Source organism: Streptomyces sp. NBC_00539, from assembly GCF_036346105.1.
Taxonomy (GTDB): Bacteria; Actinomycetota; Actinomycetes; order Streptomycetales; family Streptomycetaceae; genus Streptomyces.
Map to the genome: position 1 here is coordinate 5,099,367 of NZ_CP107811.1, position 15,563 is coordinate 5,114,929.

Here is a 15,563-nt window from a genome sequence, read left to right on the forward strand (position 1 = left end):
CCCCGCGCCTCAATCGCCGGCGGGGCTGGTTTGGGCGGGCGGGGTCTGCGCGCCATCGGGCCTTGGGGTACGGCGCCGTTGCCGGGGGCTCCGCCCCGGGCCCCGCGCCTCAATCGCCGGCGGGGCTGGTTGTGGGCGGGCGGGGTTTGGCCGGGGCTCGGGCGCCGGCGGGGCGGGTTGTGGGCGGCTCGGTTCGGGGGTCGGGCGCCGGGGGGATACGGGTGTGGCCCGGCCCCCGCGAGGGAGACCGGGCCACAGGTGGTCGGGGTGGCTATGCCTTGCGGAGGCGGAACGTGAGGCCCAGGGACTCGTCCGTGAACGGGTCCCCGTACCCCGCATCGGCTTCGCCCGGGGCGAAGTCCGTCGCCAGGACCTCGTCCGCGATCAGCGCCGCGTGGTCCGTGAGGGCCGTCGTCACCTCCGGGTCCGTCGCGGACCACCGCAGCGCGATCCGGTCCGCCACGTCCAGCCCGGAGTTCTTCCGGGCCTCCTGGATCAGGCGGATCGCGTCACGCGCCAGGCCCGCCAGCCGCAGCTCCGGCGTGATCTCCAGGTCCAGCGCCACCGTCGCACCCGAGTCGCTGGCGACCGACCAGCCCTCGCGCGGGGTCTCCGTGATGATGACCTCCTCAGGGGTGAGGGTGACCGTCTCGCCGTTCACCTCCACCGTCGCCCCGCCCGAGCGCAGGGCCAGGGACAGGACCGCCGCGTCGGCCGCGGCCACCGCCTTCGCCACGTCCTGCACGCCCTTGCCGAAACGCTTGCCCAGCGCGCGGAAGTTGGCCTTCGCCGTGGTGTCCACCAGCGAGCCGCCGACCTCGGAGAGCGAGGCCAGCGAGGAGACGTTGAGCTCCTCGGTGATCTGGGCGTGCAGCTCCGGCGTGAGCGACTCGAAGCCCGAGACCGCCACCAGCGCCCGCGACAGCGGCTGGCGCGTCTTGACGCCGGACTCCGCGCGCGTCGCCCGGCCCAGCTCCACCAGGCGGCGGACCAGCTGCATCTGCTGGGACAGCACCGGGTCCACCTGGGCCGCGTCCGAGTCCGGCCACGACGACAGGTGCACCGACTCCGGCGCGTCCGGCGTGACCGGGACGATCATGTCCTGCCAGACCCGTTCCGTGATGAAGGGGGTCAACGGGGCCATCAGCCGGGTCACCGTCTCCACCACGTCGTGCAGCGTGCGCAGCGCGGCCGCGTCGCCCTGCCAGAAGCGGCGGCGCGAACGGCGGACGTACCAGTTGGACAGGTCGTCCACGAAGGCGGACAGCAGCTTGCCGGCGCGCTGGGTGTCGTAGGACTCCATCGCCGCGGTGACCTCGGCGGTCAGCGTGTGGAGCTCCGACAGCAGCCAGCGGTCGAGGACCGTGCGGTCCGCCGGCGCCGGGTCGGCCGCCGAGGGCGCCCAGTTCGACGTACGGGCGTAGAGGGCCTGGAAGGCGACGGTGTTCCAGTACGTGAGGAGCGTCTTGCGGACGACCTCCTGGATGGTGCCGTGGCCCACGCGGCGCGCCGCCCACGGGGATCCGCCCGCCGCCATGAACCAGCGCACCGCGTCCGCGCCGTGCTGGTCCATGAGCGGGATGGGCTGCAGGATGTTGCCCAGGTGCTTGGACATCTTGCGGCCGTCCTCGGCGAGGATGTGGCCCAGGCAGACCACGTTCTCGTAACTGGACTTGTCGAAGACGAGCGTGCCGACCGCCATCAGCGTGTAGAACCAGCCGCGCGTCTGGTCGATGGCCTCCGAGATGAACTGCGCCGGGTAGCGCTTCTCGAAGATCTCCTTGTTCTTGTACGGGTACCCCCACTGCGCGAACGGCATCGACCCCGAGTCGTACCAGGCGTCGATGACCTCCGGAACGCGGACCGCTTCGAGGGAGCAGCCCTCGTGGGTGCACGTGAAGGTGACGTCGTCGATGTACGGGCGGTGCGGGTCCAGGGCCGACTGGTCCGTGCCCGACAGCTCCGAGAGCTCCGCGCGGGAGCCGACGCAGGTGAGGTGGTTCTCCTCGCAGCGCCAGATGGGCAGCGGGGTGCCCCAGTAGCGGTTGCGGGACAGCGCCCAGTCGATGTTGTTCTTGAGCCAGTCCCCGAAGCGGCCCTGCTTGACCGAGTCCGGGAACCAGTTCGTCTTCTCGTTCTCCCGCAGCATCGCGTCCTTGACGGCGGTGGTGCGGATGTACCAGGACGGCTGCGCGTAGTAGAGCAGCGCGGTGTGGCAGCGCCAGCAGTGCGGGTAGCTGTGCTCGTAGGCGATGTGCTTGAAGAGCAGGCCGCGCGCGTCGAGGTCGGCGGTCAGCCGCTCGTCGGCCTTCTTGAAGAAGACGCCGCCGACCAGCGGGACGTCCTCCTCGAAGGTGCCGTCGGGGCGGACCGGGTTCACGACCGGCAGGCCGTACGCGCGGCAGACCGCGAGGTCGTCGGCGCCGAAGGCGGGGGACTGGTGGACCAGACCGGTGCCGTCCTCGGTCGTGACGTACTCGGCGTTCACGACGTAGTGGGCGGGCTCGGGGAACTCGACCAGGGAGAACGGGCGCTCGTACGTCCAGCGCTCCATCTCCTTGCCGGTGAAGGACTCGCCGGTGGCCTCCCAGCCTTCGCCGAGGGCCTTCTCCAGCAGCGGCTGGGCGACGACCAGCATCTCGGAGTCCTCGGCGCCGGTACGCCGCGCGACGACGTACGTGACGTCCGGGTGCGCGGCCACGGCGGTGTTGGAGACGAGGGTCCAGGGCGTCGTCGTCCAGACCAGCAGCGAGGCCCGGCCGGCGAGCGGGCCGGAGGTCAGCGGGAAGCGCACGTAGACCGAAGGGTCCACGACGGTCTCGTAGCCCTGCGCCAGCTCGTGGTCGGACAGGCCGGTGCCACAGCGCGGGCACCAGGGGGCGACGCGGTGGTCCTGGGTGAGCAGGCCCTTGTTGAAGATCTCCTTGAGCGACCACCACACGGACTCGACGTACTCGGGGTCCATGGTCCGGTACGCGTCGTCCAGGTCGACCCAGTAGCCCATCCGGGTCGTGAGCTCGGCGAACGCGTCGGTGTGGCGGGTCACGGAGTCGCGGCACTTGGCGTTGAACTCGGCGATCCCGTACGCCTCGATGTCCTGCTTGCCGTTGAAGCCGAGCTCCTTCTCGACGGCGAGCTCGACGGGCAGGCCGTGGCAGTCCCAGCCGGCCTTGCGGGCGACGTGGTAGCCGCGCATGGTGCGGAAGCGGGGGAAGACGTCCTTGAAGACGCGGGCCTCGATGTGGTGGGCACCGGGCATGCCGTTCGCGGTGGGCGGGCCCTCGTAGAAGACCCACTCGGGGCGGCCCTCGGACTGGGCCAGGGTCTTGTCGAAGGTCTTGTTCTCGCGCCAGAAGTCGAGGACGGCGTGCTCAAGGGCAGGCAGGTCGACCTGGGCGGGTACCGGGCGGTACTGCGGCGGTGTGGTCATGAGGCTGAACTCTTCCTCCGGCGGGATGCGACTTCCGTCCGGAGGGACGAGAGCCGTGTGCTGCTCCCGCGGTACCACCCTCCTTGGCCGCCGGACAGCGCCGGTGGCCCCCTCATTGGGGTGCGAAGCCGGTTCTACTGGCCGTCGTGACGGCTTTCTTCCGGCGGCTCCGGGGTGATCCTTCACATCGCGCTCGCCCCCGGGCTCTCACCGTCCCCGGGTCGCTCCTGGCTGCGTCCGACGCTACTCGTCCCCATCCATGCCTTTCGCTGGGCCCAGTGTACGGGGCCGGGCGGTGCCCGGCCGACCGGTTTTGCCGGGCGGGGCGGGGGCGGGGGCCGACCCGGGCGGGGCCTGCGCGTGACCCGGATGGGCCGACGGGGCCGGTCGGAGCCCTGCCGGGACGGGAGGGGCGGATTACCGGGCTTCCGGCTGGGCACAACGGATGCAGGTTGGCCACGACGGATGCGCGCCCCGTTGCCGTGGGGCTGGAGCCGATTTATCGTTCCGGCACGATTCGCGAGCAATGATCACAGTATGTGAAGGGGCCGCGGCCATGGTGGCGAAGAAGACCGCCGGGACTACCGAGAAGGCTGCCGAAAGGGCGGCCGGGGCCCGTGCCGGGACGGACGCACCGGCCGGGAAAGGGGCCGCCACCAGGAAGGCAGCCGAGACCGGGCCCGCCACGAAGAAGGCGGCGGTCAAAGCGGTGAAGGAGGCCGCCGGGAAAAGGGCGGCGGAGAAGACGACGGCGTCCGCCGCGAAGGACACGAGAAAGGCACCGGCGACAAAGGCACCCGCGAAGAAGGCGCCCGGGAAGAAGTCAGCCGCCGACGAGGCACCCGCCGAAAAGGCCCCGGCCGAGAAGGCATCCGCGACCAAGGCACCCGTGAAGAAGGCAGTTGTGGAAAGAACAGCTGTACAGAAGGCGCCCGCTCCCCAGACATCCGCCACCAAGACGTCCGCCACCAAGAGAGCAGCGACCAAGACGCCGGCTACCAAGCCGGCAGCGGGCAAGCCGGCTGCGACCAAGGCACCCGCGACCAAGGCGCCGGCGGCCAAGGCGCCCGCGAAGAAGGCGCCCGCCAAGAAGGCGCCCGCCAAGCGGTCGGCGACGGCGTCCGCGACGGCGTCCACGGAGAAGGCGACGGCCGCCGCGAAGACGACGGCGAGCAGGGCCACGGCCAAAACGGCCGGGGCCGAGGGGGCGGCGCAGGCCGCGACAGAGACTGGAGCCCGCAAAGTGGTTGCCAAGAAGAGCACCGGCGCGACGCGCAAGACGGCCGAGGCCGCCACCAGTGGCCTGCCCAAGGCGGCCTCCGCCCCCGTGGCCCCCGGTGAGCTGCCCGTACGCCCCGGCGAGGACCCCTGGACGCCCGAGGAGGTCGCCGGGGCCAAGTCGGAGCTGTCGAGCGAGGTGCTGCGGCTGCGCGCCGAGCTGGAGGCGTCCGAGCAGGCCATCTCGGGTCTCATGCGGGACTCCGGCGACGGCGCTGGCGACGACCAGGCCGACACGGGAACCAAGAACATCACCCGGGAATCCGAGCTGGCCCTCGCGGCGAACGCCACCCTGATGCTGGAGCAGACCGAGAGGGCCCTGGAACGGCTGGAGGCGGGCACGTACGGCTTCTGCGAGAACTGCGGGAAGCCCATCGGCAAGGCCAGGATGCAGGCCTTCCCGCGGGCCACGCTGTGCGTGGACTGCAAGCAGAAGCAGGAGCGCAGGCACTGAACCGGCCCGGGGAGGCGGCGCGGCCCACCGGACCCTGACGTACCCTCGTGTCTCGTCAGGGTCCAGGAACCTGCCGGGAACCTGGTTCGTGCTAGTTCGAGGGACTCACGTGGCAGAGGCGGAGCGCATCATCGGTACGCCCGACGTCGGAGACGGCGTGGAGCCGGAGCCGACCGAGCCCAAGGGGCGCCGGCGGATCGCGGCGCTGCTCGTGGTGGCGGTACTCGCGTACCTGATCGACCTCGGCAGCAAGATGGTCGTCGTCGCCAAGCTGGAGCACCAGCGGCCGATCGAGGTCGTCGGCGACCTCCTCAAGTTCGAGGCCATCCGCAACCCCGGGGCCGCGTTCGGCTTCGGCGAGGCCTTCACGATCATCTTCACCTGCATCGCGGCCACCGTGATCGTGGTGATCGTCCGGCTGGCGCGCAAGCTCTACAGCCTGCCGTGGGCGATCGCGCTGGGCCTGCTGCTGGGCGGCGCCCTGGGCAACCTGACCGACCGGATCTTCCGTTCGCCGGGCGTCTTCCGCGGGGCGGTCGTCGACTTCATCGCGCCCACCCACTTCGCCGTGTTCAACCTCGCGGACTCGGCGATCGTGTGCGGCGGCGTCCTGATCGTCCTGCTCTCCTTCAAGGGTCTGGACCCGGACGGCACCGTCCACAAGGACTGATCGCGGGACTGCCCGTCTGCCGAGTCCTGCATACTCGACAGGTGAGTACGATTCCCGAGATCCGCACCCTGCCCGTTCCCGATGGCCTCGAGGGCGAGCGCGTCGACGCCGCCATCGCCCGTATGTTCGGATTTTCCCGGACGAAGGCGGCCGAGCTCGCGGCCGCAGGGAAGGTGGCGGTCGACGGCAGCGTCGTCGGGAAGTCCGAACGCGTGCACGGTGGCGCCTGGCTCGAAGTCGAGATGCCCGCGCCGCCGCGGCCGGTCGAGCTCGTCGCCGAGCCGGTCCCCGGCATGGAGATCGTGCACGACGACGACGACATCGTCGTCATCATGAAGCCGGTGGGCGTCGCCGCCCACCCGAGCCCCGGCTGGACCGGCACCACCGTCATCGGTGGCCTCGCCGCCGCCGGTTACCGGATCTCCACCTCCGGCGCGTCCGAACGCCAGGGCATCGTGCACCGCCTCGACGTCGGCACGTCCGGCCTGATGGCGGTCGCGAAGTCCGAGCGTGCGTACACCTCGCTCAAGAACCAGTTCCGCGAGCGCGTCGTGGACAAGCGCTACCACGCGCTGGTGCAGGGGCACCCGGACCCGATGAGCGGCACCATCGACGCGCCGATCGGCCGTCACCCGAGCGCGGACTACAAGTGGGCGGTGACCCAGGAGGGCAAGCCCTCCGTCACCCACTACGACCTGATCGAGGCCTTCCGCGCGGCCTCGCTGCTCGACATCAAGCTGGAAACGGGCCGCACGCACCAGATCCGCGTGCACATGTCCGCCCACCGCCACCCCTGCGTCGGCGACCTGACCTACGGCGCCGACCCGACCGTCGCCAAGCGGCTCGGACTGACCCGGCAGTGGCTGCACGCCGTGCGCCTCGGCTTCGAGCACCCCGCGGACGGCCAGTGGGTGGAGTTCGAGAGCCACTACCCGGCGGACCTCCAGCACGCGCTGGACGTGATCCGGGCCGAGAGCGAGTGACGTCCTTCACGTCCTTCACGTCCTACACCGTCCGCGTCGCGGAGTCCGAGGCGGACCTCGCGGCGTGCTTCGCGGTGCGCACCGAGGTGTTCGTGGTCGAGCAGTCCGTGCCGGAGTCGGTCGAGTACGACGCCTACGACGCGGGCGCCGTGCACGTACTGGCCGAGGGGCCGGACGGGAAGCCGCTGGGCACCGGCCGGCTGCTGTACGGGCCGGGGGCCCTCGGCAAGACGGGTTCCCCCGAGGTCGGCTCCCTCGGGCGGCTCGCCGTGAGCGCCGCCGCGCGTGGGACGGGCGTGGGCGCGGCGCTGGTACGGGCCATCGAGGCGGAGGCCGTCCGGCTGGGGCTGACCGCGGTGGACCTGGGCGCGCAGACGCATGCGCTCGGCTTCTACGAGCGCCTCGGTTACGTGGCCTACGGCCCGGAGTTCCACGAAGCGGGCATCCCGCACCGCTCCATGCGGCGCCCCTTGCCGTAACGCGCCGCCGGCCCATCTTCCGGCCCCACCGGCGTTCGGGCGCGAACCCCGCCCCGCTGGCCCCACCAGCCCCGCCGGCGTCTCGGCATCTTCCAGCCCCGCCGGCGGGGCTGAGTTGTCCCGAACCCGCGCCTCGAACGCCGGCCCGGCTGACAGTTGCCCCCGGCGCCAGCCGCAACGCCGGCGGGGCCGGGTTGGTCCGACACGGGCGTGGCGGGAGGGCCCTACCCCGAGGGCGAGCGGCAGCGTAATGGCAGGGTGGGGGAGTGGATCAGCTCGCTCTGCTTTTCGTACTGCTGCTCGGCGCCGTGGTCACCGTGCCGCTCGGGGACCGCCTGGGGCTGCCCGCGCCCGTGCTGATGACCATCGGCGGGGTGGTGATGGCGCTGCTGCCGGTCGTACCGAACGTCGACATCCCGCCCGAGTACATCCTGCCGCTGGTGTTGCCGCCGCTGCTGTACGCCTCCGCGCAACGCACCTCCTGGCGCCAGTTCGCCGCCAACGTCCGTCCGATCCTGCTGCTCGCGGTGGCCCTGGTCTTCGTGACCACGGCGGCCGTCGCCGCCGTGGCGAACGCCGTGGTGCCCGGGCTGCCGCTGGCCGCGGCCGTCGCGCTCGGCGCGCTCGTGGCCCCGCCCGACCCGGTGGCGGCCACCGCCGTCGCCGGGCAGTTGGGACTGCCGCGCCGACTGGTGTCGATCCTGGAGGGCGAGGGCCTGTTCAACGACGTCACCGCGATCGTGCTCTACCACGTGGCCGTCGGCGCCGCCGTCAGCGGCACCTTCTCCTGGCCGGACGCCCTCGGCGAGTTCGTGCTGTCCGCCGTGGTGGCCCTGGCGGTGGGTCTGGCCCTCGGGTGGGTCACCAACCGGCTCATGGGCCGGCTCGGGGACGCCACGCTGCAGATCGGGCTGACGCTGCTGGTTCCGTTCGTCGCGTACACCGTGGCGGAGGAGCTCCGGGGCTCGGGCGTGCTCGCCGTGCTGGTGACCGCCCTGTTCCTCGCCGAATACGCGACCGACGCCGACGACGTGCTGGGGCGGCTGGCCGGGCACACCTTCTGGGAGATCGTCGACACGCTGGTCACCGGGGTCGCGTTCGGGCTGATCGGGCTGGAGCTCCACCACGTCTTCGGAACCGCACGCGGCCGCGAGCTGGAGATGGCGGGCTGGGCCGCGGCCGTCGTGGCGGTGGTCGTCGGCGTACGGCTGCTCTGGCTGCTCCCGGCGGGCTGGCTGGCGAAGCGGCTGCACAAGCGGCGCGACTACGCCGAGGAGATCCCGGTGAGCTGGCGGGAGAGCACGGTCATGTGGTGGGCCGGGATGCGGGGCGTGGCCTCGGTGGCGCTGGCGCTGGCGATCCCGCTGAGAACCGACGCCGGTGAGCCCTTCCCGGGGCGGGACCAGATCGTCTTCATCGCCTTCGCCGTGATCATGGTGACGCTGCTCTGCCAGGGACTGACCCTGCCCTGGCTCGTGCGGCGCCTCGGTGTCGAGGCCGATGAGGACGCCGAACGCGAGACGGAGCGGCGGCTCGCCATCCGCGCCGCGAAGGCCGCCAAGCGGCGGCTGCAGGAGATCGAGGGGAACGAGGACCTCCCCGACGACCTGCTGGAGGTCCTGTACCGCAGGGCCTACGACGTGGGCGCCAGGATCAGCCCCGACATGGTCGACGAGGAACGGCGCGAGGCGTACGCGAAACGGGTGGAGCGGATCCGCGACGTCCAGCGGATCCAGCGGGAGATGATGTCGGCGGCCCGGCACGAGGTGCTGGCCGCGCGCAGCGAACCCGGCGCCGATCCGGAGATCGTCGACCGGGTCCTGCGCCACTTGGACGTGCGCAGCCTGCGCAACCCTTGAGGGGCTAACCCCGCCGGGGAACCGGGGGGCGGAGCGCGTCGGCCGTCGTCAGGCGGGGGAGGGCGTACGGGTGGTGGGCCACCAGCCAGGCGATGAGGCGTTCGCGGACCGCGCACCGTACGGTCCACAGGTCGTCGGCGTCCTTCGCCGTGACCATGGCCCGGACCTCGATGGTGTTGGGTGTGGTGTCGGTCACCACCAGGCCGCTCGCGCGCCCGTCCCACTCCGGGGTCTCCTTGAGGATCACCGCGAGCTCCTCGCGCATCTGCTCGACCGGCGCGGAGTGGTCCAGGTGCAGGAAGACCGTGCCCGTCATCTGCGCGCCGCCGCGGGACCAGTTCTCGTACGGCTTGCTGGTGAAGTACGAGACCGGCATCGTGATGCGGCGTTCGTCCCAGGTGCGGACCATCAGGAACGTGAGGGTGATCTCCTCGACGGTGCCCCATTCCTTGTCCACCACCACGGTGTCCCCGATGCGGACGGTGTCGCCGAAGGCGATCTGCAGGCCGGCGAAGAGGTTGCCCAGCGAGGACTGCGCGGCGACACCGGCCACGATGCCCAGCACACCGGCCGAGGCCAGCATCGAGGTCCCGACCGTACGCATCGCCGGGAACGTCAGCAGCATGGCCGCGATGGCGACGACGGAGACGACGGCCGTCACCACCCGCTGGATGAGCGTGACCTGGGTGCGGACCCGGCGGACCCGCGCCGCGTCGCGGGAGCCGGAGGCGTAGCGGGCGTAGCCGGAGTCGACTATCGCGGTCGCGATCCGGACGAGGAGCCAGGCGGTGGAGGCGATGAGGATGAGGGTCAGGGTCCGGCCGACGCCGTCCGCGTGCTGCGGCAGGATGCGCGCGGAGCGGTAGGAGCCTCTGAGCAGCGCCGTGCACAGCACGATCTGGAACGGCACCCGGCAGCGGCGCAGCTGGTCCCACAGGGGAGTCTCGTGGTGTCGGGCATCGGCACGGCGCAGCAGCAGGTCGAGCACCCACCCGGCGAGCAGGGTGATGACCAGCGAGCCGCCGATGACCGCGACGGGGCGAAGGACGTTCTCCATCTCCATGCGGGCAACCTAACCGGATCGCGCTTTCGGAAACTGGCACGATGGGGGAATGAACATCCTGCTCTTCCATTCGACGTACGGGCTGCGGCCCGCGGTGCACGCGGCGGCCGACCGGCTGCGCGCGGCGGGACACACGGTCCAGGTGCCCGACCTCTTCGAGGGGCGTACGTTCGGCACCGTCGAGGAGGGCATGGCCCACCAGGACGAGATCGGCCGTGACGAGCTGCTCAAGCGGGCCGTGCTGGCCGCCGCGCCCTACTCCGACCAGGGCCTGGTCTACGCGGGCTTCTCCTTCGGCGCCTCCGTGGCGCAGCACCTGGCGCTGCATGACGAGAAGGCGCGCGGCCTGCTGCTCCTGCACGGCACCTCGGACCTGGAGGACGGCGCCTCGGCCGACGGGCTGCCCGTGCAGCTGCACGTGGCCGACCCGGACCCGTTCGAACCGCACGACTGGCTGACGGCCTGGTACCTGCGCATGCAGCGGGCCGGGGCGGACGTGGAGGTGCACAGCTACCAGGGCGCCGGGCACCTGTTCACCGATCCGGAACTCGACGACTACGACGCGCAGGCCGCCGAGCAGACGTGGAAGGTCGCGCTGGCCTTCCTCGACAGCCTGTAGGCGGCCCCGTCGGCCCCGTCGGCCCCGTCGGCCCCGTCGGCCCCGCCAACGCGTGCGGCGCACGGGCAGGGGCCCGGTCCGGCTTCCGCCGGGCCGGGCCCCTGTTCACGTGGCCGCCGTCCGCCGCCGCCGCGACGGGCGCCGATCAGGCGGGGTAGCCGCTGATCAGGCGCGGTAGGCGGTCCACATGCTCTTCATGCGGGCCACCTGGCCGGCCGTGAACTGGTACATGCAGGAGTCGTACGTGTAGTCCATGAAGTTGTGGATCGGGTCGACGCCCGTCTTGGTGGTGCAGCTGTCGCGGCCGGTCGGGCACTCGAACGCGGCGCTCTTCTCGGCCGGGGTGTCGGAGACGGAGTCACCGCTGCCCGAGCAGCCGCCCTGGAAGGTGTGGTACAGGCCCATCCAGTGGCCGACCTCGTGGGTCGCGGTGTCGCCCTCGTTGTAGTTGGTGGCGGAGCCGCCGGGCAGCGAGGTGTTGAGGATGACCACGCCGTCCATCGTCGGCTGCGAGGCGTAGGAGCTGGGGAAGGTGGCCCAGCCGAGCAGCCCGCCGCCGAGGTTGGCGGTGTACAGGTTCAGCGCGTTCTTGCCGCCCTTGCGCAGGGCGGTCTTCATGTCCTTCTCGGCCTGGGTGCCGTCGGAGACGTTGTACCAGGCGGCGTTGTCCGTGTAGTCCGTGCCGGCGAGGCTGAACTGGTAACCGGTGTCCGCGTTGTTGGTGCCCTGGCCGCTGTAGGCGGCGTTCAGCACCGAGATCTGGTTGCTGATGTCGGTCGCCGTCAGCTTGCCGGCGGTGCCGGAGGTGATGACGTGCACGTACACCGGGATGGTGGTCGCGGTGACGGCGCCGGCGCGCATGCCGTCCAGCTGCTGGGGGGTGGCCTGGGACAGCTTCTTCTTCAGGTCCGCGTCCATGGCCTTGACCTGGGCGTCCGAGATCTCGTTCGGGTCGGCCGCGTGGTGGTCCTTGGGGCGGGCGACACGGGCGTTGGCCGAGGCGTCGGCGGACTGGCCGGTACACGCCTCCGGGGACTTGGCAGCGGCGACGGTCGTGGGAGCCGTCAGCGGGGCGAAGGCCAGGGTGCCGGCCAGGACGGCCGTACCCATGAGACGGCGGCGGAGCAGGGGGGATATGCGGGCGTTGGCGCGCACGTTGACTCCTCGCGAAGCGTGGTGGGGGGTGAGGGACGTCCTCACGCTGACGCGCAGCTTACGTGTGCATGTCAGCAGAATGGCAAGATCTCGTAGGTTAAAGATTTGTTGCCGAGGGAGCGGAAAGGGCGCCTGGTATGAACCAGACGCCCCTCCTCACCGCAAATTTGACGCTCCGTCAGCGAACCGGACGGTCGGCCCGTTCCACCCTCTGCGTGCCGCTGAGGGTGCGGTACGACCTGGACCACGTCGACGTGGCGTCCTGGCGCCGCTTGTCGGAAACGATGTAGTAGTCCATCTGCGAGCGCTCGGCCGTCACGTCCAGGACGCCGTACCCGTGTGAGTCCATGTCCAGCCACTTGACGTGCCAGTTCGCGGCCTTGATGGCCGATTCGGCGACCAGCGAGGCGGTGTCGGCCGGCACGTGCAGCAGGTCGTCGATGTTGTCGGAAGTCACCGACGTCACCACGAACTCGGTCGCCGCCGAGCCCGAGGCCGGGTACGTCGCCTTGTTCACCGGGACGTCGTTCGCCCACGCCATGTGGATGTCGCCGGTCAGGAACACCGTGTTCTTGATGCCCTGGTCCTTCAAGTGGCCCAGGAGTTCCCTGCGATCGTCGGTGTAGCCGTCCCACTGGTCCACATTGATCGCTATGCCCCCTTCGGGCAGCCCGAGCAGCTTGGTGAGCGGCTGCAGCAGGTGCGCGGGCAGTGAGCCGAAGGCCACCGGCGAGATCATCACCGAGGTGCCGACCAGCTGCCAGGTCGCGTGCGAGGCCGACAGGCCCGACTTGAGCCAGTCCAGCTGGGCGCGCCCGGTGATGGTGCGCTCCGGGTCGTCCACCGCGCCGTCGCCGATCTTGGTCTGCTGCGAGCGGAAGGTGCGCAGGTCCAGCAGGTGCAGGTCGGCGAGGGTGCCGAAGCGCAGCCGTCGGTAGACGGTACCGGCGATGGAGGGGCGTACGGGCATCCACTCGAAGTAGGCCTGCTTGGCGGCGGCCGCGCGGGCCGCCCAGTCCCCCTCGGTGCCCGGGGTGTGGTTCTCCGCCCCGCCGGACCAGGAGTCGTTGGCGAACTCGTGGTCGTCCCAGATCGCGACGATCGCGTGCGCGGCGTGCAGTGCCTGGAGGTCCGCGTCCGTCTTGTACTTGCCGTGCCGGACGCGGTAGTCGGCGAGGTCCACGATCTCGTGCTGCGGCTCGTGCTGACGTACGACGTACTTGGCCTCCGGGTAACCCCCGGTCTGGTACTCGTAGATGTAGTCGCCGAGGTGCAGGACCGCGTCCAGGTCGGTCCTGGCGGCCAGGTGGCGGTACGCGGAGAAGTAGCCGGCCTCCCAGTTGGCGCAGGAGACCACGCCGAAGCGCACGCCGGCCGTGCCGGAGTCGGCGGCCGGGGCGGTCAGGGTGCGGCCGACGGGGGAGACGGTGGCGCCGGCGGTGAACCGGTACCAGTAGACGGTCTTGGGCCGCAGGCCGCGGACGTCCGCCTTGACGGTGTGGTCGGCGGCGGCGGTCGCGGTGACGGACCCGCTCGCGACGACGCGGGAGAAGGACTTGTCCTCCGCGACCTCCCAGCCGACCCGGGTGTCCGGGCCGAGGCCGGAGCCGGGCACGGCGGCGCCGGTCGGGGTGACGCGGGTCCACAGCAGGATCCCGTCGGGCAGCGGGTCGCCGGAGGCGACGCCGTGCAGGAACGCGGGGGCGGAGCCCGCCGCGTGGGCTGCGCCGGCGCCCAGGGCCGCGATCGGCGCGAGCGCGGCCGTGGCGGCGGCGGCCTTGACGACCGTGCGGCGGCGGGGGTTCGCCGAGGCGGAAGAAGAGAGATGACTGGTCACGGCCGATCATATTACTGATCGGTATGACTTCCGGAATACCCTCGGTAAGGCAACGGGCGAGCGAACTCTGGGAGTTCGCCCGCCCGTTGCCCGCCCGTTCGCCCGCCGGTTTCCCCGCAGGTCGTCCCGGCAGGGGGAATCAGCCCGCCAGGGCCTTGTCGATCGCCGCCGTGTACGCCTCGGGCGTGGACGGGGTGTCGATCTTCTTGCCGTCCATCTTGAGCGTCGGGGTGCCCGTCACCCCGGACTTGTTGAAGGCCTTCGCCATGTCCATCGCCCACCGGTCGTACGTGCCGTCCTCGACGGCCTTCTTGAACTCGGCGTTGCCCTTGAGCGCCGGAACCGTGTCAGCCACCTTGATCAGGTAGTCGTCCTTGGCGAAGCTGTCGACGGTCTCGTCCGGGTGCAGCTCCTTGGAGTACAGCGCCGCCTTGTAGTCGAGGAAGGCCTCCGGGCTGACGTTCAGCGCCGCGCCCAGCGCGCTCAGCGCGTTCTTCGATCCCTCGCCCTTGGCGCCGTTGTCGATGAAGGTGGCGCCGAAGTAGTGGAGCTTGTACTTGCCCGCGTCGACGTCCTTGCGCACCTGCGAGCCGACCGCCTGCTCGAAGGCCGCGCACGCCGGGCAGCGCGAGTCCTCGTAGAGCTCCAGGGTCTTCTTCGCGTCCGCCTTGCCGATGACGACCGTCAGGCCGTCGTCACCCGTGGTGTTCTTCGGCTTCACCAGCTCCGCCTTGGCGGCCTTCTCCCAGTGGGTGGGCTGGGTGTTCTGCACGACCAGGTAGCCGACGCCGCCCGCGACCGCGAGGGCGGCGACGACCGCGCCGGCCACGAACAGCTGGCGGCGCGCCCTGGCCCTCTTGGCCTGCTTCTCGCGCTCGATGCGCAGCCGCTCGCGGGCCGCCGCCTTGTTCGCCTGGCTGTTGCGTGCACTCATGTCGATCTCCGTGGAATTTCCGTGTGCAAGGGATGGGGGTCTGCCGTACCGGGTCAGGCGCTCGCGAGCGCCCCACGCCGTACGGGAGGTCCCCGCCGTCCCACGGAATGCGCCGGGAACCGGGTACGGGCCCCCGCACCCCGGGGCGCCGGCCGCACTGCCCGGCGCGCCGGCCCGCCCGCCGCCACCACCGCGGACACCGCCCACAGCAGCGGCCGGAACGCCAGGGCGCCGACGGCCCGCAGCAGCCGGCCCAGTGCCCGCTCCCCGTACCGCAGCCATACGGCGGCCAGCAGCCCCGCCGACACGTGGGCGCCCAGCAGCAGCCAGGGCGTCCACGGCCCGGCCGCCGCGAGCAGCGCCGCCGGATCGGAGGCGGGACCCCCCACCCCGGCCAGCGGTCCCCCGACCGGGGCGCCGCCACAGAGTTCGTCCAGGCCCAGCGCGTGCAGCGGTCCGGCGACCGGGCCGCCCGCAGGGCCGTAGCAGAAGTGCTGTCCGGCGGTGAAGACGGTGTCGGCCGCCAGCTCCAGCGGCACCAGCAGCCCCGCGATGGCGCCGAGGCCCCGCTCCCGGCCGGCCAGCGCGAAGGCGAGCGCGAACACGGCGGCGAAGGCCCCGCCCACCAGCGCGGGGGGCAGTGGCACCCGGGACAGCACGACGTGCGAGCCGGTCGAGAGCAGCACGACGAGCGCGCTGAACAGCGCGGCCCGCAGCCCTCGGATCCCTGCCCCGGATATGTCCATCCCGGCGAGTCTGCCACGACAGCCTGTGAATCCGGGGCCGGGGGGCGGGGCGGGCC

General features: G+C 71.6%; 13 protein-coding genes. 6 read left to right on the top strand and 7 right to left on the bottom strand.

The features are described 5' to 3' along the window. Positions 1-271 precede the first annotated feature (271 nt). Both ileS and OG861_RS22870 read right to left on the bottom strand, forming a co-directional pair. Positions 272-3,430: an isoleucine--tRNA ligase gene (gene ileS, locus OG861_RS22865; RefSeq protein WP_329194535.1), complete on the bottom strand. Its 3,159-nt coding sequence runs from the start codon at positions 3,428-3,430 to the stop codon at positions 272-274. 417 nt (positions 3,431-3,847) lie between these two features. Then, positions 3,848-4,612, bottom strand: coding sequence for a hypothetical protein (locus tag OG861_RS22870; RefSeq protein ID WP_329194533.1), 765 nt, complete (start codon positions 4,610-4,612; stop codon positions 3,848-3,850). A 61-nt stretch (positions 4,613-4,673) separates the two neighbouring features. On the opposite strand from OG861_RS22870, the gene OG861_RS22875 reads away from it, so the two are divergent. The 5 genes from OG861_RS22875 to OG861_RS22895 all read left to right on the top strand — a co-directional run bounded on the left by OG861_RS22875 (position 4,674) and on the right by OG861_RS22895 (position 9,153). Continuing rightward, positions 4,674-5,162 (top strand): TraR/DksA family transcriptional regulator, encoded by a 489-nt coding sequence (locus OG861_RS22875; protein ID WP_329194531.1) that lies wholly within the window; start codon positions 4,674-4,676, stop codon positions 5,160-5,162. A 109-nt stretch (positions 5,163-5,271) separates the two neighbouring features. Further along, positions 5,272-5,832 carry a signal peptidase II gene (gene lspA / locus OG861_RS22880; protein ID WP_329194529.1) on the top strand — a complete coding sequence of 187 codons (561 nt, stop codon included), beginning with the start codon at positions 5,272-5,274 and terminating at the stop codon, positions 5,830-5,832. 41 nt (positions 5,833-5,873) lie between these two features. Further along, positions 5,874-6,815 (top strand): RluA family pseudouridine synthase, encoded by a 942-nt coding sequence (locus OG861_RS22885; RefSeq protein WP_190182118.1) that lies wholly within the window; start codon positions 5,874-5,876, stop codon positions 6,813-6,815. Continuing rightward, complete coding sequence (locus OG861_RS22890) at positions 6,812-7,294, top strand: GNAT family N-acetyltransferase (RefSeq protein ID WP_329194526.1); 483 nt, start codon at positions 6,812-6,814, stop codon at positions 7,292-7,294. The genes OG861_RS22885 and OG861_RS22890 overlap by 4 nt, the downstream gene beginning before the upstream one ends. A 266-nt stretch (positions 7,295-7,560) precedes the next feature. Continuing rightward, on the top strand, positions 7,561-9,153 hold the full coding sequence (locus tag OG861_RS22895) for a Na+/H+ antiporter (RefSeq protein WP_329194524.1): 1,593 nt from the start codon (positions 7,561-7,563) through the stop codon (positions 9,151-9,153). A gap of 4 nt (positions 9,154-9,157) precedes the next feature. Here the strand turns inward: OG861_RS22895 and OG861_RS22900 are convergent, their stop codons facing one another. Beyond that, complete coding sequence (locus OG861_RS22900; protein ID WP_329202121.1) at positions 9,158-10,210, bottom strand: mechanosensitive ion channel family protein; 1,053 nt, start codon at positions 10,208-10,210, stop codon at positions 9,158-9,160. Positions 10,211-10,265: 55 nt separating this feature from the next. Between OG861_RS22900 and OG861_RS22905 the strand changes: the two genes are divergently transcribed. Next, positions 10,266-10,835 carry a dienelactone hydrolase family protein gene (locus OG861_RS22905; protein ID WP_329194522.1) on the top strand — a complete coding sequence of 190 codons (570 nt, stop codon included), beginning with the start codon at positions 10,266-10,268 and terminating at the stop codon, positions 10,833-10,835. 165 nt (positions 10,836-11,000) lie between these two features. Here the strand turns inward: OG861_RS22905 and OG861_RS22910 are convergent, their stop codons facing one another. From OG861_RS22910 to OG861_RS22925, 4 genes are all read right to left on the bottom strand, one after another. Further along, the gene (locus OG861_RS22910) at positions 11,001-11,945 is read right to left on the bottom strand and encodes a zinc metalloprotease (protein ID WP_329202119.1); all 945 of its coding nucleotides are present in this window, start codon (positions 11,943-11,945) and stop codon (positions 11,001-11,003) included. A gap of 223 nt (positions 11,946-12,168) precedes the next feature. Further along, positions 12,169-13,827, bottom strand: coding sequence for an alkaline phosphatase D family protein (locus OG861_RS22915; protein WP_329194521.1), 1,659 nt, complete (start codon positions 13,825-13,827; stop codon positions 12,169-12,171). Between the two features lie 139 nt (positions 13,828-13,966). Next, entirely contained in the window at positions 13,967-14,761 is a 795-nt protein-coding gene (locus OG861_RS22920) for a DsbA family protein (protein WP_329194520.1), read from the bottom strand. A gap of 53 nt (positions 14,762-14,814) precedes the next feature. Then, entirely contained in the window at positions 14,815-15,507 is a 693-nt protein-coding gene (locus OG861_RS22925) for a hypothetical protein (RefSeq protein ID WP_329194518.1), read from the bottom strand. Positions 15,508-15,563: the final 56 nt, after the last annotated feature.

What these genes read in the sequence shown, in the direction of transcription:
- ileS (WP_329194535.1), bottom strand. Translation starts at nt 3,430, where the DNA reads ATGACCACACCGCCGCAGTACCGCCCGGTACCCGCCCAGGTCGACCTG.
- OG861_RS22900 (WP_329202121.1), bottom strand. Translation starts at nt 10,210, where the DNA reads ATGGAGAACGTCCTTCGCCCCGTCGCGGTCATCGGCGGCTCGCTGGTC.
- OG861_RS22905 (WP_329194522.1), top strand. Translation starts at nt 10,266, where the DNA reads ATGAACATCCTGCTCTTCCATTCGACGTACGGGCTGCGGCCCGCGGTG.
- OG861_RS22910 (WP_329202119.1), bottom strand. Translation starts at nt 11,945, where the DNA reads ATGGGTACGGCCGTCCTGGCCGGCACCCTGGCCTTCGCCCCGCTGACG.
- OG861_RS22920 (WP_329194520.1), bottom strand. Translation starts at nt 14,761, where the DNA reads ATGAGTGCACGCAACAGCCAGGCGAACAAGGCGGCGGCCCGCGAGCGG.
- OG861_RS22925 (WP_329194518.1), bottom strand. Translation starts at nt 15,507, where the DNA reads ATGGACATATCCGGGGCAGGGATCCGAGGGCTGCGGGCCGCGCTGTTC.